The organism is Sorangium sp. So ce836 (assembly GCF_028553905.1).
GTDB lineage: Bacteria > Myxococcota_A > Polyangia > Polyangiales > Polyangiaceae > Sorangium > Sorangium cellulosum_D.
In genome coordinates this window covers 5,464,749-5,485,741 of sequence record NZ_CP102233.1, presented here as the reverse complement: position 1 = coordinate 5,485,741, position 20,993 = coordinate 5,464,749, and the positions used below count along the sequence as shown (strand labels likewise).

Sequence of the window (20,993 nt, the reverse complement as noted above, 5' to 3'; positions counted from 1 at the left end):
ACCAGGGAAGCTGGGTACCGATCGTCCATGGGTACCGATCGTCCATGGGTACCCATTGCCCACCCCCCACGGCGCGAGTAACCTCGCGCTCATGGCGAAGATGATGCTCTGGCTGGCCCCTACAGAGACTGAGGCTCCGTTCCAGACCGAGGAGGAGATGCTCACCCTCTCGCGAGTCCCGTGCGTAGGAGAATTAATTGACCTAGAAGTGGACAACAAAGGTACGGAAGCGACTTATCGCGTTGTGTTGGTCAAGCACAAATACAGGGATCCCCGCGCGGAGAACATCGACGCCGAGGTCTACGCAACACGAGTAAACTTACATCACCTCGTCCATGAGGTCGCAGCAAAAGAGGGGTGGCAGGACCCGCTCGACGACGAGTAAACCGAAGCGCGTTCTAACAACCCAACCTGGAGACCTATGAAACTCACGAAGCTCGAACGGCTTATCCTGTCGAACCAGTACCGCATTCTCGAAGCTCTCTACCCGAAGCAGGGTTACGATAGGTCACGCGAAATCGTCGAAAACGGATACGAACAAGACTACGAAAGGCTCGCAGAACACATCGATGACGACGTTGTTACCACCGAAGAATCCAAGGAGGTCCGCGATATCCTGCACTTCCATCGCATCCTGAAGCAGTCGTACGACAAGCTAGACGACAAGTCCGGCATCGAGCCGGAGAGCATCGAGTTCGCCGGATTTGATGGCAACGACGACCAAGAGTCCAAACTGTTGGGCTACGTCCGATACTACTGTGCGCCCGGAGAGCGCAAGTACACCGAGCTTAACAAAGGGGACGATTACAACAGCCACACGCCCATGCTGAGCACCTACCGGACCATGCTGAAGCGCTGGCATGAGATGGGCAAGCCGGTGCCCCTCACGACGGAACAGATCCAGAAGGTCATCGCCTAGTCAGGCAAGGACCCTCTCGAACCGGCTCCGCACCTCGATTCGAAGCCCGCTCTCCAACCGCGCCCGCTGCTCCTCGCGGGTCTCACCCCTGCGGGATCGACGCAGATCAAACACATCGCCGTCCTCGTCCATCTCAGCGGCAGAGGATCTGGCTGACAAAAAAAGCTGAAGCAGATCGATCGCGGTCATTTAAGTCACCTCCCACGGCCGAGAACGGCCTCCACTTGTGCTACCGAGAGTCCTGTCCGCGCTGCGATCTGGCGCGGGGAAAGCCCCGCCTTGTCGAGGGCGCGGACCTCCATGCGGTTCAGCCGTCGGCGGACATCCACCGCCGACTGTGCCGCCGGGGATGCCCGAAGGGCATCCAGGAACAGGGCCCACCGATCGGGAATCATCGGCCCACCAGTCCGGCAAAACGGCGCTCGGCATCATCGAGGCGGGCCATGGCCAGCGCGAGCTGTCCCAAGATCCACTGGTCGACGGAGGCCCTGACCGCGGCGATGCTGCTGCATGGGCCGATCCTCGGGTGGTCGTCAGTGGCCGGGACAACGTACGCACCATCGACCAACTGAACGCGAAATCCCAGGTAAACGTCAACGGGTGATGTCATACCAGGACACGGATACAAATAGATTATTATGACCACCCTATGGGTTATGCTGCCGCGGTGGAAGACAACGCCAGGCCAGCGATCAGACCATGGCGACGAGGGCGCTGACGTCCGTGCCGTCGTCGGTCGGCTCCGCTTCGCGCCAGACGCGGATGATGCGACCGTTCGGGAGACGCTCCAGGGTCATCCGGCCGGAGATGGCGGCCATCATGGTCTGAAGGGCCGCCTCTTGCGCAGGTGTCAACGGGTGGGAGGGCCTGAGCTCTCCGTCGACGACTTTAGCGTCCCGGCGAACGTAGACTCGCCTGGTGATGCCGTTGATCTTGCGCGGCTTGTCTTGCTGCCAACCGAGGGCCGTCAGCGCATTGACCACGCGGATCCGATCACCGTGGCTAGCATCCTTGTTTTTAATCTCAAGGATCTCCGTCAGAATGTCCTCAACCGTCACCTCGGTCAGACCGCGGCTGATGATGCCCTCCTCGATCTGAGACTCCCAGGTATCTGCTCGGCGCCGGCTATCCTGCTCCGGCCTGATGATGGCCTTCTCCTCCTCCGTGGGCCAAAACTGCTCGCCCGCCACGAACCGGGCGTACGCCTCTGCCCAGAGCTGGTCACGGTCACGTCTGAGCGCCTCGATGTCGATCTCGCCGCACGCGATCGGCCAGTAGCGACGGTTCCCCGTTGGATCGGTGAGGTACTGCTGATCGTTGGTCGTCAGGGCGAACACGCACTGCCGTTTGAGCAAGATCTTCCGGTTGGAGTATTTCGGGATGATTTGATCCTCGACCTTGCTGAGAAAATCCTTGAGCGCGCGGGCATCCGCCCGCGTCAGGATAGCCCCTTCGTCGAACACGAAGATCCACGATCCCTGGAGCTTCATGGCCGACTCCTTGTCTTGGAGATCATCCTGGCTCGCGTCGGAGTACCACTCACCACCGAGGACGCGGAGAGCGGACGTCTTGGCGTCGCCCTGCCGGCCCTCCAAGACGATCGCGTGGTCCACTTGCTCGCCGGGCCGCTCCACGCGGGCGACTGCTGAGATGAGCCACTTCGGCAGCACGATCCGGTGGTAGCGGTTCAGCTCGGGATCCGCACGGAGATACATCTCCGCTGCCGTGTCGAGCCGAGGGATGCCGTCCCACACGAGGCTGCGGAGGTACTCACGGACCGGGTGATAGCGGTGGTCCATCCCTACGACCGTGAGCGCCGCTTGGATCTTCTTCTCGGGAAGATCCACAATGTCATGAGTCCGGGTAAGATAGCCCGCGAGTCGAGTGTCATCCGCGTCCGACCATGGATCCCCCGCCTTTGTGTTCTTTGAGTCGGGGTACTCGGCGGTCCACGGCGGCTCCTTCCGGAAGACCACGCACTGCTTGAACTCGTCGTAGGCGGCGAGTCCCGCAAGCATCGAGTCGTGACGGAGAGTGATCTCAACGTTGAACGCCACGGGCTTGACGATGCCTGAGACAGTCGTCCGGAGCTCGGACTTCCAGTCGGGCTCCTCTTCGGTCTGCTTCCTTACCAGAGCTTCCCCGAAGCTCGCCGCCGCCTTCGCGAAGGACTTCCGGCTGACGTCCGAGGAGCGGCCCACGCCGGCCGCAAGGTCGACCGCGAGATCTCCGCCCTTCGACAACATCGCCTGGAAGAGCAGCTCGTTCAGAAGCTGCCCGACCACGTCGGCCCGAGCCGCCCGGCGGTTGATCGTCCTCGTCTCGTGAACGATTCGCTTCGCCGGGTTCGCCGGGACGGCGGCCTCGACGAGCTCCCGGAAGTGCTCGACGCCGCAGCGGGCGAGGTAGTCGTCCGGCCCTTGGTCGGTCTCACTCCAGAGCTGGCCGGCCTCTGGGTCGCTCTCCGTTGCGTGGTAGGTGGGCAGGCGGACTACCCAGACGTCCGCCCCTTCCCGTTCCAGGGCGATGGCCGCGTAGGCCGCCCCGAGGGCCACCATCGGATTTCGGTCCAAGAAGGCGTCGTACACGATGTAAGCTCGACGGCCTCGCCAGTTGATGCGCTTCAGATCGCGTGAGGCTACGATTTCTTCGTTGTCTCGGAGGACATCTGGATCATGCGCCCCGGCGAGAACGCCGCCCATCCCGATGGCAGGAAATCCGTTGCAACTTAGAGAGCACGACTTTAACGGCGCTTCGGTGATGAATAGAGGGATGTCTACGTTGGCCGCAGCAGAACGGGCCTCAGGCGTGATGTACGGAGCGACAGGAACCCCGCTCTGACAGATATAACGCGGGACCTGCTGGGTCGTCTCACCGTGATGGCTGCCCTCGATCGGCCCAGGGATGCTGTATTCTGTTCGATCGGACCGCACGCGGTACCGCGGGATGCCGTCCGCGCAGCTCGGATACGGAATCAGGAGGCCCGTGATCGCGTGCAGGGGGAGGCGCGCCCACGGGCCCCGGACCCCGAACTTGGCAAACTTATCTACCTGCTCCTTGACCTTTTGCAGGTCGACGGAGCAGAGCCCGACCTTCTCGGCGTACTCAGGCGTGATGGCCCTCGCCTGGAGCAGGGCTACATGCTGAGGCCAGAGGCGGTTTTCGGTCGCCGAGGCGTATTCGCTGGTGTATAATCTATCAGACACGTCACACCCCATGAGCCCCGACCTGCGGCAAACAGGTCGGGGCGTTGCTTTTAGGGGTCCCGTGTCGTGGGGCCCTTTAGCGCCGGGGTAGCCGTGTCCCGGAGGTCCGCCGCCATGCAGGGGTGGGCAGGGGGCGACGGTCGGCGATGCTGGTCCCGGGTTACCCCGGGGTGCTGGTGATGCACCCAAGGTGGTGCACAAACAGATTATTGATTCCGGTGATCCCCGGGCGACGCCAAGGGGGACCACGCCTGAGATCATATATCCGCCTTCGCAAATTCGCCAAATCAAAAATCAATACCACAACCGGTTGTTTAACTCAGAAGTCCAAGGACGCCGGTGCCACAACCGGTAGTGGTCGCCTCTTCCGGCAGCGCCCGGAAGCGATGATCCGCCGTCCCGGAAACCTGATCCCGGGATCAGGTTTTCGGGTCCCCGTCCATCGGCTCGGTCCTCGGCGACGGCCGGGGAAGGGTCGACGCTTCCATTCAGAGCCTCCACCCGCCCTTCGGCCACGGCGCCTTGGCACCACCTCGGAAAACCTGATCCCGGGATCAGATTTTCCGGCGTCCGCGGGAACCGCTCGGCCCGGTGGGCCGGTTACGGTTACGGTTACGATCCCCCTCTGCACTCTTATGAGATCCATTTTTCAGGGGGGGAGGTACATCGATGATCCCCCCCCCTGAAAAATGGAGATCAAATGTCTTGTGACCCCTACTGTAACCGTAACCGTAACCGGAGAAGAGTCCAATGCGGTTAGATGAACTACTATGCAAAGAACCAAAAGCCTGATCCCGCGGATCAGGTTTTCGGACAGGACCCCCTCCACCCGTGGGTCGGCGTCCCGGCAGCGCGTCGCCCCTTACAATCACACGTTGTCCTACATCGAACGGAAAACCTGATCCCGCGGATCAGGTTTTCCGCTGACCGAGTCGTCTACCATGACCGATGTCTGATTCTTCAGATATCGGTCTCACCCCGGTGTAGGATCCCTCGTCCGTAACGTACGCTCTCCACACTTGACGGCCCGGGGAGGTTCGACTCCGGGCCGTCTTCTTTTGTCCATCCGCTCGGCTCGTCCGAAAACCTGATCCCGGGATCAGGTTTTCGGGCGAACCACGCAATATTTAATTGACGTCGTTCTTCAATTTCCCTTGAAATCATCGCTCTGATTCATCACGGTACCTCGACGTTCGAGGTGACTTATGTGCGATGAGACTGCTTTTGATGCTCATGATGATGTGGCTCCCGAGAGGTCCGGAGGTGACGAGCTCCCCGAAGGTTCCCAAGACGAGCTTCCCGATGGCGACGAGCCGCCCGAAGCCCTGGCGGCCGACCTCGGCCTTATCCTGACGCCCTTGATCATGGTTCGGGTCCTCCGCGTCTTGCGCCGGGCTACCCAGGACCCGGACCTTGCCGAGCGGGCCGAGGACCTTCAGGTGACGTTCATCCGCGGAGTCGACGGGCTCGCCCACGAGCTGGGCGTCCCGGGGGTCTTCTCTGGCGCCTGAAGGGGCTTCCAGCCCGATCGGGCCCGTCGTATGGGCGGCCACATGACCGCCACTCCTCCCGAATCACCGCCGATACGCATCGCCTTCGAGGGCACGTCGACCTGGGCTGCCTTCAACCGCGACGGTACTTTCCACTCTGGCTCCGCGACCTTCGCAAACTTCGAGTGGATGATGATGTCCTACGACGATAAGGGAGTCATCCTCCTTACCATTCACGGGGATACGCACCGCTGCACAAGCAAACAGGTAGTTAGGGATAAGCTCCAGGCCGTCTTCCGCGATGGTCCATGGGGAGGGCATAGAACTCTGCCTTGATCGTCCCGCTGTTCCGTCCACTCGTGGGCTACAGACACGCCCCCTGAGACAGTTTTAGGTGACGCCATGGTCAAGCACTGGGAGCCTAAATACGAAGCAGAAATTGACGAACTCCTTGAGATCCGTAAGACCCAAGTTCAAGCTCTTCCACCCGCAACACGAGCGCGTCTTCAAGTCCTCGACGATGCGGCCAGCGACGTCCTTCACATCGTAGGTATCTACATTCATGCGTTTGCGGAGATTCAGGCAAACGGGTCGTTGGCGAAGAAGGTCCCCTCGCGTTCCGTTCGCTGGGTTCAGACGGTAGGGGGCCGCAGCCCGGCACGACTGGCTGGCATAGTCGCAACACACATGTGTTCGCTGCTAGAGGAATTCATCACGGAACAAGGAAAGGCACGGCTCACGCCTGCCTTTATTGCCCACCACGGGCCCACCCTCATCGCACGGATCACCACATTAGGCTCTCCACCGAAGAAACCTGATGCCATTATGAACGCGTTACTCCGTGCTGTGAAGCCATCGGTCTTCGCGGATGGAGCGACGTGGGCCAAGGCCATTTCAGGCGTGTTCTCGATAACGCTGACGCCCTGCGTCGCGAACACACTGCTGCCCATGATTTCGTTCAGGAATCGGTACGTTCACGAGCCACAGAACGCCCTCGCCACCGTAGTCGGCGCTCAAGAGATGGTAAGCTGGGTAAAAGCCGCGTATCTGCTTGCTCAGGATATCGCCCTCGTCCCCTGACCAGTCTTCCTCCCCCCTCCCTCCCCCGGTCAACCTCTCGGTCAACCCGTAAGGTCACGCTCGGGTCAGCCTATCGACCGGCGGTCAGCTCCGGTCAGGGTGGGTCACCCTAGACCCATGACCATCCGGTCAGGTATACTGGGCTGACCTTATGCCGCCTTCAATTGACGAGATCCGAGCCCACATCGACCGCCTCGGGGGCATGTCCGAGGCCGTGGCGGCCAGTGGCGTCGCCCGGTACACGATCCGGTCCTGGCTCCGCGGCACCGCGAGCCCCTCCTCGACGAGCTGGGCCAAGATCACGTCCGCAGTACCGATCGCTGAGCCCATGGGTCCGGAGGAGTTCGGCGGGCTCGTGGAGCACCTCGGGGGCCCAACTTCAACCGCTCGCTATCTCGGCCTCTCCGTCTCCACGGTGCAGCGGTACCGGTCCGGGGTGTTCACGGTCTCCCTTGCTCTTGCAGCTCGGGCACGCGCCCTTCGCAGCCAGCGGCTTCCTCCTTTGCGCCGGCCGAGATTGCGTTAATGATTTTATGACCTGCCTTGCTACATGGCAGGGCAGCTCACTCAAGAACTAGCCGACGAATTAAAGCCCCTTCTCGATGAGGGGTACACGGTCCGTCGTCTCCGGGACTACTTGCGCGAGACCCATGGGATCGAGATCTCTCATGGGACCGGGTGTGCCTGGCGATCCAAGATCCTGAACGAGGAGGCCTTCATCTCCCGAGCCTCCTCGCAGGAAGCCTCGGAGCGGGCCTACAGGGATCGGATCTCGGCCGAAGCGGTCCGTTCTGCCCTGGAGCTGGAGGCGGCCAAGGATGCGGCCCTCGACCTCGATGCCCTTGAGGAACGCCGTAGGCTCTACGCCTCCCGAGCCGATGAGGTCTGGGCTCTCTTGCCAAAAGCCAAGCGGATGACCCCATCACTCTACCTCCGCCTTGAAGAGCTTCATCTCCGAGCCCTCGCACTCAAGATTAAAATCGCCGGCCTTAGCGTAGATGAAGATCAGATTAAAGATGTAGACGAGATCTTGAACCAGAAGATCGCCAAGCTCTCCCAGCGGGTCGAGAGCCCTGGCGACCCTGAGGAGGGACAGGGCTCGTGAACTTCAACGCACAGCAGGAGCTATCCTGGTTCTTTAATTCAACTCCCGGAGCCCGATCCAACTTCGGAAGCTTCGTCAACTTGATGATGTCGGGGGTCTCCGGCGGCGTCTCCGATCCGGAGGCCCACGTCGATGACGAGCTCCTCGACGACGTGGCCCGTCACCGGGACATCGGACGCCGGCTGAGCCACCTGCCGACCCGACAGGTCCGGGCCCTTCGGGCAGCCCTGACCCATCGCCAGCACCACCCGCAGCTCGCCGCTGCCCTCTCCGAGGTCACCGGCCTCGTCCTCCTGGACCACGAGCAGCGCCAGCTCCTGAGCCTCGTGGCCCGCCGGGACCCCACCCTCCTGGAGCTCCGGGACAAGGCCCGCCAGGAGCTGAGGGCTGCCGTGAAGGCCTTCCAGGAGTAGCCGCTCCGCAGAGCGCGTTCCGAAGCGTGCTTGTGGAAGGCGGCCCCGTGCGTACAGTCGCGGTGCGATGACGAAGCGACGGAGCGGGGATGCAGGCGTCGAAGTCCCGAGCCTGACGACAGCGGTGCTGAAGCTGTCAGCACCGCAGGTCGCATGGCAAGGCCGCGAGGACGCCCCCGCCAGGGCGAAGGGACGCCCGCGTCGCGCGGCTGAGCAGGAGGAGGAGCGCGCAGGAGCGGCCGAGGCCGCCGGCGTGCGGCGCCGCAAGACCGCCGCCCAGCCGTCGGCGGAGGAGGTGGGCGAACGGCGGCCGACCCGAGGCGCGGACAAGCAGCGCCGAAGCGAAGCGAACCGAAGGCGCCCCGTCGAGACGAGCTCGACGGTGGCGGGGCGAAGCGACGACAGCACCGGCTCGACGAGCCGACGCACCTCGGCGCGGACGCGGAAAGGACGCGCGCCTGGCTCGGCCGCTCCGGACGCAACGAGCACTGTGGGCGCGACGCAAGCGGGCGACGCGGCGCGATCAGCGGTCGCGGAAGACGAGCCGCGAGCCGGAGATCCGAGCCAGGTCCAGGTACTTGAGCCGCCCCTCGGCGATGAGGCGTTGTCGCGTCGCGACCCAGTTCTTGGGACTCAGGTCGAGGATGCGGCTGAGCGGATAGCTCGGAGCCACGGTCAGGATCTCCTGCAAGTACAGCTCGGGGTCGAGCCCGTGCATCTGGCAGGTCGCGATGAGCGACGTGACGGCACAGGCCCGGACAGCATGCTCGTCGCTGCCGTGGAAGAGCCAGTTGCGTCGTCCCTTGACGACGCGGCGCAGAGCCCTCTCACTGGCATTGTTGTGGATGGGGACCTCCCCGTTGGAGAGGAACTCGCAGAGCGCCTCCCTCTGGTTGTGCAAATAGACCAGCCCTTCGCGCAACGGCGAATGCTCCGGGACGACCTGCCGCTGCGCCTCGACCCAGGCGAAGAGCTTCTCAATCAGCGGTGCGGACTCGCGCTGCCGGATCTCGAGACGCTCGTCCGGGCTGCACAGGGCGCATTCCTCCTCGACGCGGAAGAGCGCCTGGATGGCCTGGAGCGCGAACGCCGCATCCTTGCCCGCCCCGGCCTTGAACGCCTTGAAGAAGCGCCTTCGTGCATGGCTCCAGCAGCCGGCCTCGCGCGCCTTGCCCGGCCCGAACAGCACGTTGTGGTTGGCCGAGGCATCGGCGACGAGCGTCCCCTGGTAGCCGCCGAAGAGCTTCGCGACGGTGGGACCGTCGTACGTCGGTGTATAGCGGAACAGCACCCCATCGCCCGGCGCGACGAGGACGAAGACATGCCCATAGCGGTGCTTGTCCTTGGCCCGGATGGCGGTGCCCGTCGCATCCATGGCGAACCACGACCGCGAGAGCGCGTCGCTCCAGATGGCATCGGCGATGCGCATCGCAATGCCGCCACAGTCGTACTGCCAGCGTGTCATGTTGCCGCGGCCAATGCGGAAGCCGTGGCGCTCCGACTCCACCTCTTGCCTGTAGTATGGCATGTGGTAGTCGAGCTTGTGGACGAACAGGTGGGCCAAGAGGCTCGGATCGGCAAGGCATCTGGCGATCGGGCGCTCCGGCAGCGAGGCGATCTTCACAGGTCCGCCGCTGTCCTCCGCAGCGTCCGACTCGGGCGTGTAGCGTACGAGGACGCCGTCGACGAAGGGGCTTTGCTTGAAGCCCGTGTCCGCGGGGATCCCCAAGAGCTCGTGCTCCCGCACGACGAGGGGCTCGTCGAGCTCGCGCTTGAAGGCCGGCTCTGCGGCTGGCAAAGAAGCAGGCTCCTCGCCCGCTCCGCGGCTCGCCGCCGGTGCCTCCGCCTTGGCCACGTACTTGGGGCGACGCCAGACGATCTCCACGGGGCCGCCGCGCCGGTGGCCGATCACCGAGCTGTCTTCGACGCCCACACGCTCGAAGCGCTCGCTACCTTGGAGCAGCACCTCCGGCGGCAGCGTCTCGATGATCACCCTCGGGATGACACCGATGCGACGGCGCCCGTGCTCGTGGCGCTGAACTCGCTTGCCACCTCCGGGATCCGAGCTGGAGCAGGACTCTGCGGTCCCCCCACGCTCCGCCGGGCTCGCGAGGCCCGGCGGCGGGATGCTGCCGTCGCTCCGATCCGCCTCAGGCGAGGCGCTGTGGGTCTCGGCCTGCGACGAAGCTTGAGCCGGACAGGCGTCTGGCTCGCCGGCCAGCGAAAGCCGCAGCTGGTCAGGCGAGATCTGCTCGGAGACGTGGCGCCGGAACCCGATCTCCAACGTCCGAATCGTCTCCTGCAGCTGTTGATTGTACGCCTTGAGCGACTCGACAGAGCGAGCGAGCTCTTGGGCCTGTTGCTCCGCCGTCGAAAGCTCGGCCAGCTTCGCCTCGAGCTCCTGCACCCGCCGGAGCAGCGCGTCGACCACCGACGCGGGGTCGGCGGGGCTCCCCTGTCCTTGTCCCCTGGCCTGAAGATAGCCGAGCACGAGCGCCGTGCCGTCAAGGCGCTCTGTCTCCGCCGCCTGCGGGAGCTCGGTCTCACCGGGTCGTGTCAAGGCGCGCCATGGATGCCCCCTCCGCTGGCTCCTGGCAAGTACCTTACGCAGGCACTTTTGGCTGTTTTTGATGAGAATCCTTTGTTGAAAATGGGAACGCGGGGCAAACATGGTGCGCCCTCGACGCCGCGCTCTCGCGAGGTCTTCGGGAGGATGCAACTCGCGCCCTGCTCCATCTCCGCATCAGGCTGAGCCGGCTCCGTATCAGGCTGAGCCGGCCGCCATCGGGCCGCGCTGGCGCCGGCAGCGTGGTGGACGAGCGCCGGCGCAGACGCCTCAGTGGACCAGCCGGCGGCGGCTTGCCAGCTCTTCCACGGGTAGACCAGCGAGCAGCTGCGCGAAGTCCTGTGCTGACAGCTCGATACACTTGCCGTCAGCCTCGGTGAACGAGGGCAGAGCAAATGCACCCTTCGAGAAACGCTTGTATAGAATTGTATACCCGTTGCGGTCCCACCAAAGTGCCTTCAGTCGGTTGCGCCTCTTGTTGAAGAACAAGAATAGCGCGCCGCTGGCTGGGTCCAGGCACAGCACCTGCCGGGTGATCGCGGCGAGCCGGTCGAACGCGCCACGCAAGTCCACTGGACCGACGGCCAGATACACGGCTATCGTCGCGGGGGTCACTGCCCCCTCCGCAACGCCTCGATCGCTTCCACGAGGTCGCGCGCGCCTATCCCACATACCTGCATCCGCGTCCCATCGGTAAATGCGACGTTGAGCCGCAAAGGCGGCGCCTCTCGGCGCTCCGGGCGCACCACGACGGGTAGGAACGGAACATGCTGAGCCGCCTTGGTGGTCGCTGGCAACGCACCATCATCTGCGCGCTCACCGCCAGCCACCCATCGGTCGGCAGTCATCTTGTGGACACCGAGCTCCGTGGCGATCTCGGCCGGCGTCGCCCCCGCCCGGGAACGCTCCCTGGCGTACGCCTCGGCTCGGTCTCGCAGCTCGCTCGGGTACTTCCCACGGCTCTTCTTCTCACGATACCTCGACAGCTCCGCACGCAGCTGCACCAGCTCTCTGCTTCCTGGCATCGCACGCTCCTCTTCGCTCGGCGAGGGCACGCCCCTCATCGGACGTCGCGTAGCGTGCAACCGAAGCTGGCCAGGGGAAAGACGCGGTCTGCGGAGCGGCTACTTCCAGGAGGTCCGCCGTGACCGTTGACGCGCCCCTCCTCACCTGCCGGCAGGTCGCCCAGCTCCTTCGCTACGAGGGCAGCCCCAAGGCCCAGCGGGTCCGGGTCCGCCGCCTCATCGCCAGCGTGGAGCAGCGGACGGGGACGACCATCCACCGGCGGGTCGGCAACCGGTGGCTCATCCCCCGATCGGCCATCGAGAGCCTCATGAGCCCGGAGAGCGGGCTGTCTGATCGGGTCGACGACCTGGAGCGTCAGGTTCGCGATCTTCGAGACCGGATCGAGCACCTGGAGGCGGCGGGTGCCTGACCCATGCGGGCCCGGCTCCACATGCCGGAGGGAAAGTCTCCCGCCGAGACCCTCGCCTCCCTCACCGACGCCGAGCGGCGGGAGTTCCTCGGTTCCCTCACCAGGGACCAGAAGCTCCGGCTGATCTATCGATGGGACTTCTGGGCTCGGCCGAAGCAACGACTCCCTCCCGGCCACTGGTTCGTTTGGGGCTGTCTTGCCGGACGCGGCTTTGGCAAGACCCGGACCGCCGCAGAGTCTGTCCGTGAGTTGGTCGACTCGGGCAAGTACAAGCGGGTCGCCCTCGTAGGACCCACGGCGGCCGACGTACGCGACGTCATGGTCGAGGGGGAGTCTGGCCTCCTCAGCGTCTTCCCACATGCCCAGAGGCCCCTCTACGAGCCCTCCAAGAGACGGATCACCTTCAGGAACGGGGCGATCGCGACCACCTTCTCGGCCGAGGAGCCAGAGCGCCTCCGTGGTCCCCAGCACGATCTGGCATGGCTCGACGAGCCCGCGGCTTACCCGCACCTCGACAAGCTCTGGTCCCTCCTCGTCCCCGGGCTCCGCCTTGGAGCCGAGCCCCGAGCGATCCTCACGACGACCCCGAGACCGCTGCCGTTCTTCCACACCCTGCTCGACCAGGAGAGCACGGTCCTCACGAGCGGCTCGACCTTCGAGAACTCGGCGAACCTCGCCAAGCCCACGCTCGACTACCTGAAGGAGACCCTCCTCGGCACCGACCTCGGCCAGCAGGAGCTCGAAGGCCAGCTCCTGGGGGAGAACCCGGGCGCCCTCTGGAAGAAGGCATGGATCGACTCGGCCCGGGTTGACCGTCATCCGGCTTTCAAGAGGGTAGTTGTCGCCATTGATCCCAGCTCGTCCGCCAAGGAGGAGGCCTGCGAATGCGGCATCGTGGTGGCCGGCCTCGGAGAAGACGACCGTGGCTACGTCCTTGAAGACCTCTCCAAGAGGACGACCCCGGCTGACTGGGTTCGGATCGCCCTGGATGCCCGGGAGCGGTGGGTCGCCAGCCAGATCATCTACGAGGGCAACCACGGGGCCGGCTTCATCTTGGAGATCTTCAGAATGGTCGACCCCGACTCTCTTCAATATCTCAAGGGAGTCCAGGCCACGACGGACAAGGAGCGGCGTGCCCTCCCGGTCGCAGCCCTGACCCAAAAGGGCAAGGTGAGGTTCGTCGGAACCCACATCAAACTTGAGCAACAGCTCACGAGCTGGATCCCGAAGGTCGGCAAGAGCCCCGATCGCCTCGACGCCATGGTCTGGGCGATGACCGAGCTGCTCGTCCAGTACCGGGAGCCCCCCAAGCTCTCCACCCTTAACCGGCTCCAGTCCTTGCTCCCTGGATACTCCCTATGAGTGAGCTTCCTTTCACGCCGACCACGGTCTACCACCCGTACCAGATCCTGCCCATCTCCTCATGGTCGGTTCAGGAGATCAGGAACACCCTCAACGAACACGAGGAGGGCAACCTCGCGCGTTCGGCTCGCCTGGCCGAAGCCCTCGGCCGGGATGAGTGGATCGAGGGCTGCCTTGAGCAGCGGAACCAAGGGATCCTCGGGCTTCCCTTCTGCCTGGACCCGGCCGAGACAGGAAACGCCCAGGCGGAGGCCGTGGCCGAGGAGGCCCGCACCTGGTGGGACGCCGCCCTTCCCGAGTCGACGCTGGAAAAGCTTCTCCGCTGGGATTTCTTGCTCGGCCTCGCTCCCGCCCAGATCAAGTGGTCCTCCTCAGGCGACAGATGGACCCCCAGCGAGGTCGAGATCTTCGATCCCGGGTACGCCTACTGGGACTGGGCTGAGCGGCTCTTCAAGATGACCGTCGAGGAGGGGCTGGTTCATCTCGTCGGCGGAACAGGCCAGTGGATCGTCCACTGCTCAGGCGGCTACGAGCGGGGCTGGATGCGCGGAGCCATCCGGAGCCTTGCCTTCCCCTGGCTCATCAGAACGAACACGAAGTACCGGGACTGGCCTCGCTGGTCAGAGGCGTACGGCAGCCCGATGAAGCTCCTCCGCGTCCCCCACGGGGCGAAGGACCCGGAGATCGCCGCCTTCGTCGAGAAGGTCAGGAAGCTCGCCCGTGAGGCGATGATCCTCCTCCCCCAAAAGAAGGAGGGCGACGTTGACCTCAACTACGACCTGGAGCTCCTCCAGGATGAGCGCTCGGCGTGGGAGGGCTTCGAGAGGCTCATCAAGAGCTGCGACACCTCCATCGCCATCCGCATCCTCGGCCAGAACCTAACGACGGAGGTCAAGGGCGGGTCCTACGCCGCTGCCTCCGTTCACGAGCGCATCCTCGCAAGCATCATCCGGGGTGTCGTCACCTCGCTCAGCACGACGCTGAGGAACCATCTCTTGAAGCCCTGGGTCAGGTTCAACTTCGGCGATGAGAACCTCGCCCCGTTTCCCAAGTGGGACACATCTCCGCCCGCGAACAAGACAGAGGAGATGCAGGCGACGAAGACCTTCGTGGACGCCAGCAAGGCGGATGGCTCCCCGGTCCGCGTCGACTTCCGAGCCGTGGCCGAACGGCACGGCGTTCCTGTTCTCGACGAGACCCAGACCCCGACTTGACCCGCGTTGACCCGCCCGCCGCACCTACCGGGTAGGTAGTGTGATCGGCCCCGACTTCCTCCACGTAACCCCGCTCAGTCTCCCCGAGGTCTCCGTTCCTACAGGCACGGCTGCCGCCATCACGGGGACAGCCACCCGAGCCTCCACGGGCATCCTGATTCAGGCGCCGGCCTCCAACACGGCGGACGTCTACATCGGCGCGGCCGGGGTGACGGCCTCAACGGGGGTCATCCTCATCCCCGGCGGGTCGATCTCGATCGAGCTCGCCGACGCCAGCAAGGTCTACGCGATCTCCGGGTCGGCCAACCAAAAGCTTCGGGTCCTCGTCGTTTGATGCGGACGAGGCTGATCGGCTCAGCGGGGCACCTGGACCTCTTCGGCGGCGTCCGACTGCTCTCCACTCCCTTCGACCCGCGGCGCCTCTCCGGGCTCACCCACTGGTTTCGGGCAGACCGCGGCCTCGTGCTCTCCGGCTCCAAGGTCGCGCTCTGGCAGAACTTCGGCAGCGGCGGCGGGGATGCGGTCCAGGCATCGGGGTCAGCACAGCCGACGTGGACTCCTGACGGGCTCGGTGGGAAGCCGAGCCTCCTCTTTGATGGGAGCTTGACGTTTATGACGGCTCCCTCGCCGTCATCGCTGACCACGCGCACCTACGCGTTCGCGTTCTCCGCGACGAAGACGACGCAGAACCGTGTCTTTGATACGGCCACGACGACGTACCCGCTCCTGGGGCTCTGCTTCGACGGCTCGCGGCCTCTCATCATGAGCGGGTCGGGGAACTACCGCTACTTCAATGCCACCGCGAAGCAGTCGGACGGCGCGCTCCATGCGTTCGTCATCTGCGTCCCGGGCCTTCTGCAAAACGACATCACGAACGCGACCATGGAGGTCGATGCCGAGGTACTCGCTCCAGCGACGACGATTACGAGCAGCATTCCCGGGCAAGCTCCTGGCGCGCTCATTCTCGGCGGGACGGGCGGTGGCGGGATCCGCTTCAGCGGGCACCTCGGGGAGTTCATTATCTACAATCGCGTCCTTTTGCCCGGGGAGAGGGTGCAGCTCGCGTCCTACCTTCTGGCGCGCTGAGGTGTCCTTGTACCTAATCTTCGACAGCGAGTCCGCGGCAGTCAGTTTCATCGCCCAGGTCGATGCCCTGCTCGGGTACCCGGTTACTGGTACCGTGAACGGCCAGGTCATCGTGCTCACGCGGACGTGGGCCGAACCCATGAAGCACCCGGACCGGGACGAGTGGGCCGTCCCCTATGGCCCTGAGATCGACCCGGCGCTGGGTGATCACGTGCCGGTCGAGCTCGACGAGAGCTGGTTCCCGCCGATCTGGATCCCCCCGGGCTGAGCTTCATGAGAACACGTGCCCTCCTCTCCCTGGTCTCCCTTGATGGCCAGCCCCCGAGCGAGCTCCGGCTCTTCAGGGCCGGGCAGAACAAGACGACCAAGGGCACATACGTCTTCTCGGAGCGTTCCGCGACCGCCGTCATGGCGGCCTTCAAGGAGCACGGGGTCGAGCTGCCCTTCGATTACGGCCACGCGATGGCCGTAGGGGCCAACCTCTCCGACGACGGCAAGGCCGCTGGCTGGTTCACCCTGGAGGTCAGAGGCGGAGAGCTCTGGGCCGTGAGCATCCGGTGGACTGACAAGGCCGCCAAGGAGATCGCTGCCCGCGAGTGGCGCTACGTGTCTCCATGGTTTGAGTACGACCCGGAGTCCCGCGAGATCACAACCATCATCAACGTCGCCCTTACCAACATCCCGGCGACCCACGAGGCCCAGCCCCTCATGGCGGCCTCGCTCTTGGAGTTCTTGGAGAATTCAATGAGAGAGAAGATTGTGTCCCTGCTCGGCCTCTCCGCCGAGGCGACGGACGAGGAGATCGCAGCGGCCGTGGAGGCCATCACCAAGAAGCTTGCCTCGGCGGAGGAGGAGCTATCGAAGGCCGCCAAGGCCGCCGAGGAGACCAAGGCGAACATCCTCGCGGCCGGCACCACCCTCATCGAGACGACCGACTGGGGCAGCAAGGTCGAGGAGCTCAGCCGCCAGCTCACGGCCCGGGATGCCGCGGTGGAGGCCCTCTCCAAGGAAGTGGAGACGCTCAAGGCCGAGAAGCTCTCGGTCGAGCGGAAGGGGCTCATCGAGGAAGGCATCCGGTCCTTCAAAATCGCTCCCGCCCAGCGGGCCTACTTCGAGAAGAAGACCCTGGAGGACATCCGGGAGTACCTCTCGGTGGCTCCCGTCCTCGTCCCTCCCAGCGTCACCCCTTCGGGGGAGCCGCTCGTGTCCCTCACGGATGAAGACAAGGCCATGGCCGAGAAGCTCGGCCTCACGCCGGACCAGATGGCGAAGGGCAAAGAGGTCCTCGCTCGCAAGGCGTTCACCGCGTCTCCCTGATTCGAAACGCCTCTTAGCTTCACGACTTTAGCTTTCGGAGTTTACTTACATGGCAGCGCTCACCAAGGCCCGCGATACGAAGCGGGCTTCCGCTCACGTCCTGCCCGAGAGGCTTCACCTCGGGGTCGCGACCACCACGACGATCTTTCAGGGCGGCATCGTCGCCAAGAACGCGTCGGGCTACGCCGTCCCGGCCTCCACCTCGGCGGGTCTCATCGCCGTGGGTGTGGCCCAGGAGACGGTCACCAACTCGGGCGCGGACGGCGCGAAGCTCGTCCTCGTCCATCCGGGCGTCTTCCTGTTCGCCAACTCATCCGCGGGCGACCAGATCACCGTCGCCGACCTCTACAAGGTCTGCTGGCTGGTCGATGACCAGACCGTGGCGAAGACCAGCGGGTCCGGTTCTCGCTCGAGCGCCGGCATCGTGATCGCGGTCGACTCGGCGGGCGTCCACGTCCTGATCTCCCCCTCCATCGGCGCCCAGGCCGCCGCCGTCCCCTCGATCCAGGCGGGGACCGCGACCCTGGTGGCTGGCACCGTGACCATCAGCACGGCGGCCATCACCGCAAGCAGCCGGATCATCGTCACGATGAAGGACCCGGGAGCAGGTGCCCTCACGGGCTTCGCGGATCTCGACGTTCCTGCGGCGAACCGGACCCCTGGCACGCCTGGCAGCTTCGTGGTGAACGCGGTGAACACGTCGGCTGCGGTCATCAACACGGCGGTCTGCACCTTCGATTGGCTCGTGATCGGCTGAGCTGAGGTCGACAACCCAAAGAGCTTAACCCGCCTCCCTCGTTGGAGGCGGGACGGGACTTCTTTTTCTTCGGAGTATCAAAAATGCTTATCACTTCTGCGAACATCCAGGCGATGTTCGTTGGCTTCAACACTCGTTTCAACGAGGATCTGAAGCTCGCGAAGCCTTGGTGGAGCAAGATCGCGACGATGTTCCCATCGACCGGGGAGTCGGAGACCTACGCCTGGGAGACCGTTGTCCCCCAGATGCGCCAGTGGATCGGGGAGCGCCAGTACGCGAACCTCAAGGCGCGAGACTTCACCCTGGTCAACAGGACCTTCGAGCTGAGCCTTGAGGTCCCCCGGGAGAAGATCGACGACGACAAGTACGGCATCTTCGCGACCCCTCGCCTGACCAACATGGCGAAGTCGGTCGCCAAGTGGCCCGACGCCCTCCTCGCCCCCCTGCTCCTGAACGGCCAGAGCCTGCCCACGTACGACGGCCAGAACTTCTTCAGCGCCAGCCACCCGGTGGACCAGGACGACCCGGCCTCGGCGACGCAGAGCAACTACTACGCCTCGGGCAAGGCCCTCACCCCGACCAACTACGGCGAGGTACGGAATGCGATGATGGCCCTGGTCGACGTCAACGGCCTACCGCTCAGCATCATGCCGGACACGTTGATCGTCCCTCCCCAGCTCGCGGACGTTGGCAAGAAGATCCTCGAAGCCGACACGATCGCGAACGCGGCGGGTACCGCCTCCGAGACCAACATCCAGAAGGGGACCGCGGAGCTCCTCGTCATCCCCGAGCTCGTCTCTCAACCCACGGCCTGGTACGTGGCCTGCCTGGGCGACGGAATCAAGCCCTTCATCTTCCAGCAGCGTCGGGCCCCCGAGTTCGTAGCCATGGACCGGGTGGACTCGGAGAACGTCTTCAACTTGAACGTCTTCCGGTACGGCGCTTCGGCCCGTGGCGAGGCCGGCTTTGGCCTCTGGCACAAGATTGCCAAGGCCGTTGCCTGATCCTGAAGAGGGAGCCCTGGCGATCCAGGCTCCCTCTTCCTTCATGAGGAAGAATGAACGTGAAGTACGAAGTCATCCTGAAGCTCCCGAACCCGGGGCACACGCGCTACCACGCTCTCGACCGATGCTTTGAGGTCGGTGAGCCGGTCGAGCTGGATCTCGACGAGGCCCAACTGAAGGCCCTGAAGGCTGAGAAGGTGCTCTTCCAGAGCGATCTGGTCGATGCCCGCGGCTACCCGGTGCCCCAGGTCCTCCTGGAGAAGAAGGGTCAGGAGCGGTTCATCCTCCGCCCGGTGAAGGCCTCCTCGAAGAACGGCTGAGCCTGTGGCCTACGTCGCCCCGGCCTACATCACCTCGCAGGATCTCATCAACAGGGTCAGTGCGCGCACGCTGACCCAGTACTGCGACGACGATGGGGACGGCGTGGCCGATCCGGCCGTGGTCGAGATGCTGATCCAGGAGGCGAGCGCCTGGAGCGAGGCGTACCTCCTGGACAGCTTCGACCTGACCGAGATCGGCCAGCTCGCGCAGGACCCGCTCTTCAAAGGCGCGGTCTGTGACATCGCCCTGTCCCTCATGGGGGAACGGCGGGCCGAGTTCGGCGGCGCCGAGCCCAATCTCAAAGAGGGCCGGTACGGCAAGTACCCCTACGGAGACCGCAGGGACCGGGGGGAGCGCACCTTGGACCGGCTCGGCAAGTCGTACCTCCGCTCGGGGGTCGAGAAGGCAGCCGGCGACAACCAGAGCCTGGTCCGGCCGGCTGCCTTCTCGGAGGAGCTCGATGGCTGGTGACCCCCTCGACGAGCTCCGTCGGGTCTTCGCTGAGCTGGCCGATCGTGCCCAGGCACTCACGCCTGAGAAGCCCGGCGAGGTTCTCCGGGACGCCATCGACCAGAAGTTCGAACAGGGGGGCCCGGGATGGCCTCCCTTGGCTCCCTCGACGCTGGATCGTCGTGGAGGGGCCGTGAGGCAGATCCTCGTGGACTCGGGCGCCCTCCGTGCGTCGATCCAGATGACCGTGACCGGAGACTCCGTGGAGCTGTTCCCCGGCGTCCCGTACGGTCGGAAGCACATCGAGGGCGATGGCGTCCCAGTCCGCGACTTCCTGGACGTCCTCACGAATGCCACCCTCGACAAGGCGGCCGACGTCCTCGTGGAGGAGCTCGTCTCGTGAGCGGCATCCTCCGGGCGGCTCGCTGCCTCATGAGCCTCCTGGCACCCCTCACGGGGAACGTGTCGACGGGCTCGGTGACGGCCACGGCGACGAGTTCGCCGCTCGTCCTCCCGAGGAACACGTACGGGGTCGGGATCCTGAGCGGCTCCCTGGACCCCCTCACGCTCGTCAAGACGACCGCGGAGACGACCGTCACGGCCGGGGGGACCTCCGTGCCCATCCGGTCGGTCCTCGGCGGCCAGCGGGTCAACCTGGCGGCGGGAACGACCATCCGGTGGGACCCCGCCATCCCCGGCCTCCAGCCCACGGCTATCGTCCTCGCCCCCGGCATGACCGGCGGCACCCAGGCCGTGGGGTTCGGCGCCGTGGCCCAGGTCCGGCTCTACGAGTCGACCGGCGTCGAGGACCTCTTCAAGACGGGCGCGGGCCTCTTCCCTGCTCTGGTGCTCGTCTGGTCCGGCAGCGACGACGACGAGAACGTCGGCAGGACCACGACCCTGCTCCGCGAGCGGTGGGTCCTCGCCGTCGTGGCCTCCAGGACCGACGGCGACGAGACCCGGCGGGCCGAGGCCCTTCAGATCCTGGAGGACGCCTCCGAGCTCATCCACAAGCAGAGCGTCGTCGATGGCGAGGTCTTCACGGCTCCCCAGCCGGTCCTCGTGAACGCCCGGTCCCGGATCGTCTCGACCTCCGCCGCCTACATCTACGGGATCCAGTTCAGCACGGTCCGCTCCCTGGAGAAGCATGAGAGCCGCGTCTTCCCTGCCTTCGAGCAGGTGGAAGCGCAGTGGCCTCTTCCTGGAACTCCTGAAGCAAGCGTCGTGACCGACGTGGTGATCCCGATCCCGATCCCAACCTGAAAGCT

General features: G+C 64.8%; 25 protein-coding genes. 19 read left to right on the top strand and 6 right to left on the bottom strand.

The features are described from left to right. Positions 1–91 precede the first annotated feature (91 nt). Together NQZ70_RS20060 and NQZ70_RS20055 are read left to right on the top strand one after the other, a co-directional pair. A complete protein-coding gene (locus tag NQZ70_RS20060; protein WP_129575648.1) occupies positions 92–385 on the top strand; it encodes a hypothetical protein in 294 nt (97 codons plus the stop codon). A gap of 36 nt (positions 386–421) precedes the next feature. Next, a complete protein-coding gene (locus NQZ70_RS20055; protein WP_129575647.1) occupies positions 422–919 on the top strand; it encodes a YfbU family protein in 498 nt (165 codons plus the stop codon). Here NQZ70_RS20055 and NQZ70_RS20050 read toward each other — a convergent pair whose 3' ends face one another. Continuing rightward, positions 920–1,108, bottom strand: coding sequence for a hypothetical protein (locus NQZ70_RS20050; RefSeq protein WP_129575646.1), 189 nt, complete (start codon positions 1,106–1,108; stop codon positions 920–922). Between the two features lie 160 nt (positions 1,109–1,268). Between NQZ70_RS20050 and NQZ70_RS20045 the strand changes: the two genes are divergently transcribed. Then, positions 1,269–1,523 (top strand): hypothetical protein, encoded by a 255-nt coding sequence (locus NQZ70_RS20045; RefSeq protein WP_129575645.1) that lies wholly within the window; start codon positions 1,269–1,271, stop codon positions 1,521–1,523. Positions 1,524–1,611: 88 nt separating this feature from the next. Here NQZ70_RS20045 and NQZ70_RS20040 read toward each other — a convergent pair whose 3' ends face one another. Continuing rightward, positions 1,612–4,137 (bottom strand): VapE domain-containing protein, encoded by a 2,526-nt coding sequence (locus NQZ70_RS20040; RefSeq protein ID WP_207217898.1) that lies wholly within the window; start codon positions 4,135–4,137, stop codon positions 1,612–1,614. Between the two features lie 1,148 nt (positions 4,138–5,285). Then, complete coding sequence (locus NQZ70_RS20035) at positions 5,286–5,678, bottom strand: hypothetical protein (protein ID WP_129575643.1); 393 nt, start codon at positions 5,676–5,678, stop codon at positions 5,286–5,288. A gap of 339 nt (positions 5,679–6,017) precedes the next feature. Here NQZ70_RS20035 and NQZ70_RS20030 point away from each other — a divergent pair, with 339 nt between their 5' ends. The 3 genes from NQZ70_RS20030 (at position 6,018) to NQZ70_RS20020 (ending at position 8,213) form a co-directional block, all read left to right on the top strand. Further along, positions 6,018–6,695, top strand: coding sequence for a hypothetical protein (locus tag NQZ70_RS20030; protein WP_129575642.1), 678 nt, complete (start codon positions 6,018–6,020; stop codon positions 6,693–6,695). Between the two features lie 550 nt (positions 6,696–7,245). Further along, entirely contained in the window at positions 7,246–7,800 is a 555-nt protein-coding gene (locus NQZ70_RS20025) for a hypothetical protein (protein WP_129575641.1), read from the top strand. A gap of 80 nt (positions 7,801–7,880) precedes the next feature. After that, the gene (locus NQZ70_RS20020) at positions 7,881–8,213 is read left to right on the top strand and encodes a hypothetical protein (protein WP_207217897.1); all 333 of its coding nucleotides are present in this window, start codon (positions 7,881–7,883) and stop codon (positions 8,211–8,213) included. Between the two features lie 523 nt (positions 8,214–8,736). Here NQZ70_RS20020 and tnpC read toward each other — a convergent pair. From tnpC to NQZ70_RS20005, 3 genes are all read right to left on the bottom strand, one after another. Further along, entirely contained in the window at positions 8,737–10,773 is a 2,037-nt protein-coding gene (tnpC, locus tag NQZ70_RS20015; protein WP_165374010.1) for an IS66 family transposase, read from the bottom strand. A gap of 276 nt (positions 10,774–11,049) precedes the next feature. Continuing rightward, positions 11,050–11,451 (bottom strand): IS66 family insertion sequence element accessory protein TnpB, encoded by a 402-nt coding sequence (tnpB, locus tag NQZ70_RS20010; RefSeq protein WP_129572581.1) that lies wholly within the window; start codon positions 11,449–11,451, stop codon positions 11,050–11,052. Further along, the gene (locus NQZ70_RS20005) at positions 11,391–11,804 is read right to left on the bottom strand and encodes a helix-turn-helix domain-containing protein (RefSeq protein WP_129572580.1); all 414 of its coding nucleotides are present in this window, start codon (positions 11,802–11,804) and stop codon (positions 11,391–11,393) included. The genes tnpB and NQZ70_RS20005 overlap by 61 nt, the downstream gene beginning before the upstream one ends. A 119-nt stretch (positions 11,805–11,923) precedes the next feature. Between NQZ70_RS20005 and NQZ70_RS20000 the strand changes: the two genes are divergently transcribed. From NQZ70_RS20000 to NQZ70_RS19940, 13 genes are all read left to right on the top strand, one after another. Further along, positions 11,924–12,214: a hypothetical protein gene (locus tag NQZ70_RS20000; protein WP_129575639.1), complete on the top strand. Its 291-nt coding sequence runs from the start codon at positions 11,924–11,926 to the stop codon at positions 12,212–12,214. A gap of 21 nt (positions 12,215–12,235) precedes the next feature. Further along, entirely contained in the window at positions 12,236–13,576 is a 1,341-nt protein-coding gene (locus NQZ70_RS19995; RefSeq protein WP_129575638.1) for a terminase large subunit domain-containing protein, read from the top strand. After that, positions 13,573–14,790 (top strand): DUF935 family protein, encoded by a 1,218-nt coding sequence (locus tag NQZ70_RS19990; protein ID WP_129575637.1) that lies wholly within the window; start codon positions 13,573–13,575, stop codon positions 14,788–14,790. Before NQZ70_RS19995 ends, NQZ70_RS19990 begins: the two co-directional genes overlap by 4 nt. A 40-nt stretch (positions 14,791–14,830) precedes the next feature. Then, the gene (locus NQZ70_RS19985) at positions 14,831–15,124 is read left to right on the top strand and encodes a hypothetical protein (RefSeq protein WP_129575636.1); all 294 of its coding nucleotides are present in this window, start codon (positions 14,831–14,833) and stop codon (positions 15,122–15,124) included. Next, a complete protein-coding gene (locus NQZ70_RS19980) occupies positions 15,124–15,876 on the top strand; it encodes a hypothetical protein (RefSeq protein WP_129575635.1) in 753 nt (250 codons plus the stop codon). The genes NQZ70_RS19985 and NQZ70_RS19980 overlap by 1 nt, the downstream gene beginning before the upstream one ends. A 1-nt stretch (position 15,877) precedes the next feature. Continuing rightward, a complete protein-coding gene (locus NQZ70_RS19975) occupies positions 15,878–16,144 on the top strand; it encodes a hypothetical protein (protein WP_129575634.1) in 267 nt (88 codons plus the stop codon). A gap of 5 nt (positions 16,145–16,149) precedes the next feature. Continuing rightward, positions 16,150–17,193 carry a phage protease gene (locus NQZ70_RS19970; protein WP_129575633.1) on the top strand — a complete coding sequence of 348 codons (1,044 nt, stop codon included), beginning with the start codon at positions 16,150–16,152 and terminating at the stop codon, positions 17,191–17,193. A 49-nt stretch (positions 17,194–17,242) separates the two neighbouring features. Further along, complete coding sequence (locus tag NQZ70_RS19965; protein ID WP_207217896.1) at positions 17,243–17,950, top strand: hypothetical protein; 708 nt, start codon at positions 17,243–17,245, stop codon at positions 17,948–17,950. A gap of 83 nt (positions 17,951–18,033) precedes the next feature. After that, on the top strand, positions 18,034–18,954 hold the full coding sequence (locus NQZ70_RS19960) for a Mu-like prophage major head subunit gpT family protein (RefSeq protein ID WP_129575632.1): 921 nt from the start codon (positions 18,034–18,036) through the stop codon (positions 18,952–18,954). A 53-nt stretch (positions 18,955–19,007) separates the two neighbouring features. Then, complete coding sequence (locus NQZ70_RS19955; RefSeq protein WP_129575631.1) at positions 19,008–19,274, top strand: hypothetical protein; 267 nt, start codon at positions 19,008–19,010, stop codon at positions 19,272–19,274. 4 nt (positions 19,275–19,278) lie between these two features. Further along, positions 19,279–19,746, top strand: coding sequence for a phage protein Gp36 family protein (locus tag NQZ70_RS19950; protein WP_129575630.1), 468 nt, complete (start codon positions 19,279–19,281; stop codon positions 19,744–19,746). Next, on the top strand, positions 19,736–20,128 hold the full coding sequence (locus NQZ70_RS19945) for a phage virion morphogenesis protein (RefSeq protein ID WP_129575629.1): 393 nt from the start codon (positions 19,736–19,738) through the stop codon (positions 20,126–20,128). The genes NQZ70_RS19950 and NQZ70_RS19945 overlap by 11 nt, the downstream gene beginning before the upstream one ends. Continuing rightward, positions 20,125–20,988, top strand: coding sequence for a hypothetical protein (locus tag NQZ70_RS19940; RefSeq protein ID WP_129575628.1), 864 nt, complete (start codon positions 20,125–20,127; stop codon positions 20,986–20,988). Before NQZ70_RS19945 ends, NQZ70_RS19940 begins: the two co-directional genes overlap by 4 nt. The last annotated feature ends 5 nt before the right edge of the window (positions 20,989–20,993 follow it).

Coding starts and splice junctions, on each gene's coding strand:
- NQZ70_RS20005 (WP_129572580.1), bottom strand. CDS start 11,804: ATGCCAGGAAGCAGAGAGCTGGTGCAGCTGCGTGCGGAGCTGTCGAGG.
- NQZ70_RS20060 (WP_129575648.1), top strand. CDS start 92: ATGGCGAAGATGATGCTCTGGCTGGCCCCTACAGAGACTGAGGCTCCG.
- NQZ70_RS19960 (WP_129575632.1), top strand. CDS start 18,034: ATGCTTATCACTTCTGCGAACATCCAGGCGATGTTCGTTGGCTTCAAC.
- NQZ70_RS19995 (WP_129575638.1), top strand. CDS start 12,236: ATGCCGGAGGGAAAGTCTCCCGCCGAGACCCTCGCCTCCCTCACCGAC.
- NQZ70_RS20050 (WP_129575646.1), bottom strand. CDS start 1,108: ATGACCGCGATCGATCTGCTTCAGCTTTTTTTGTCAGCCAGATCCTCT.
- NQZ70_RS20055 (WP_129575647.1), top strand. CDS start 422: ATGAAACTCACGAAGCTCGAACGGCTTATCCTGTCGAACCAGTACCGC.
- NQZ70_RS20025 (WP_129575641.1), top strand. CDS start 7,246: ATGGCAGGGCAGCTCACTCAAGAACTAGCCGACGAATTAAAGCCCCTT.
- NQZ70_RS20040 (WP_207217898.1), bottom strand. CDS start 4,137: ATGGGGTGTGACGTGTCTGATAGATTATACACCAGCGAATACGCCTCG.
- tnpB (WP_129572581.1), bottom strand. CDS start 11,451: ATGTGGGATAGGCGCGCGCGACCTCGTGGAAGCGATCGAGGCGTTGCG.
- NQZ70_RS20045 (WP_129575645.1), top strand. CDS start 1,269: ATGCCCGAAGGGCATCCAGGAACAGGGCCCACCGATCGGGAATCATCG.
- NQZ70_RS19980 (WP_129575635.1), top strand. CDS start 15,124: ATGCGGACGAGGCTGATCGGCTCAGCGGGGCACCTGGACCTCTTCGGC.
- NQZ70_RS19970 (WP_129575633.1), top strand. CDS start 16,150: ATGAGAACACGTGCCCTCCTCTCCCTGGTCTCCCTTGATGGCCAGCCC.
- NQZ70_RS19945 (WP_129575629.1), top strand. CDS start 19,736: ATGGCTGGTGACCCCCTCGACGAGCTCCGTCGGGTCTTCGCTGAGCTG.
- NQZ70_RS19990 (WP_129575637.1), top strand. CDS start 13,573: ATGAGTGAGCTTCCTTTCACGCCGACCACGGTCTACCACCCGTACCAG.
- NQZ70_RS20030 (WP_129575642.1), top strand. CDS start 6,018: ATGGTCAAGCACTGGGAGCCTAAATACGAAGCAGAAATTGACGAACTC.
- NQZ70_RS19955 (WP_129575631.1), top strand. CDS start 19,008: ATGAACGTGAAGTACGAAGTCATCCTGAAGCTCCCGAACCCGGGGCAC.
- NQZ70_RS19965 (WP_207217896.1), top strand. CDS start 17,243: ATGGCAGCGCTCACCAAGGCCCGCGATACGAAGCGGGCTTCCGCTCAC.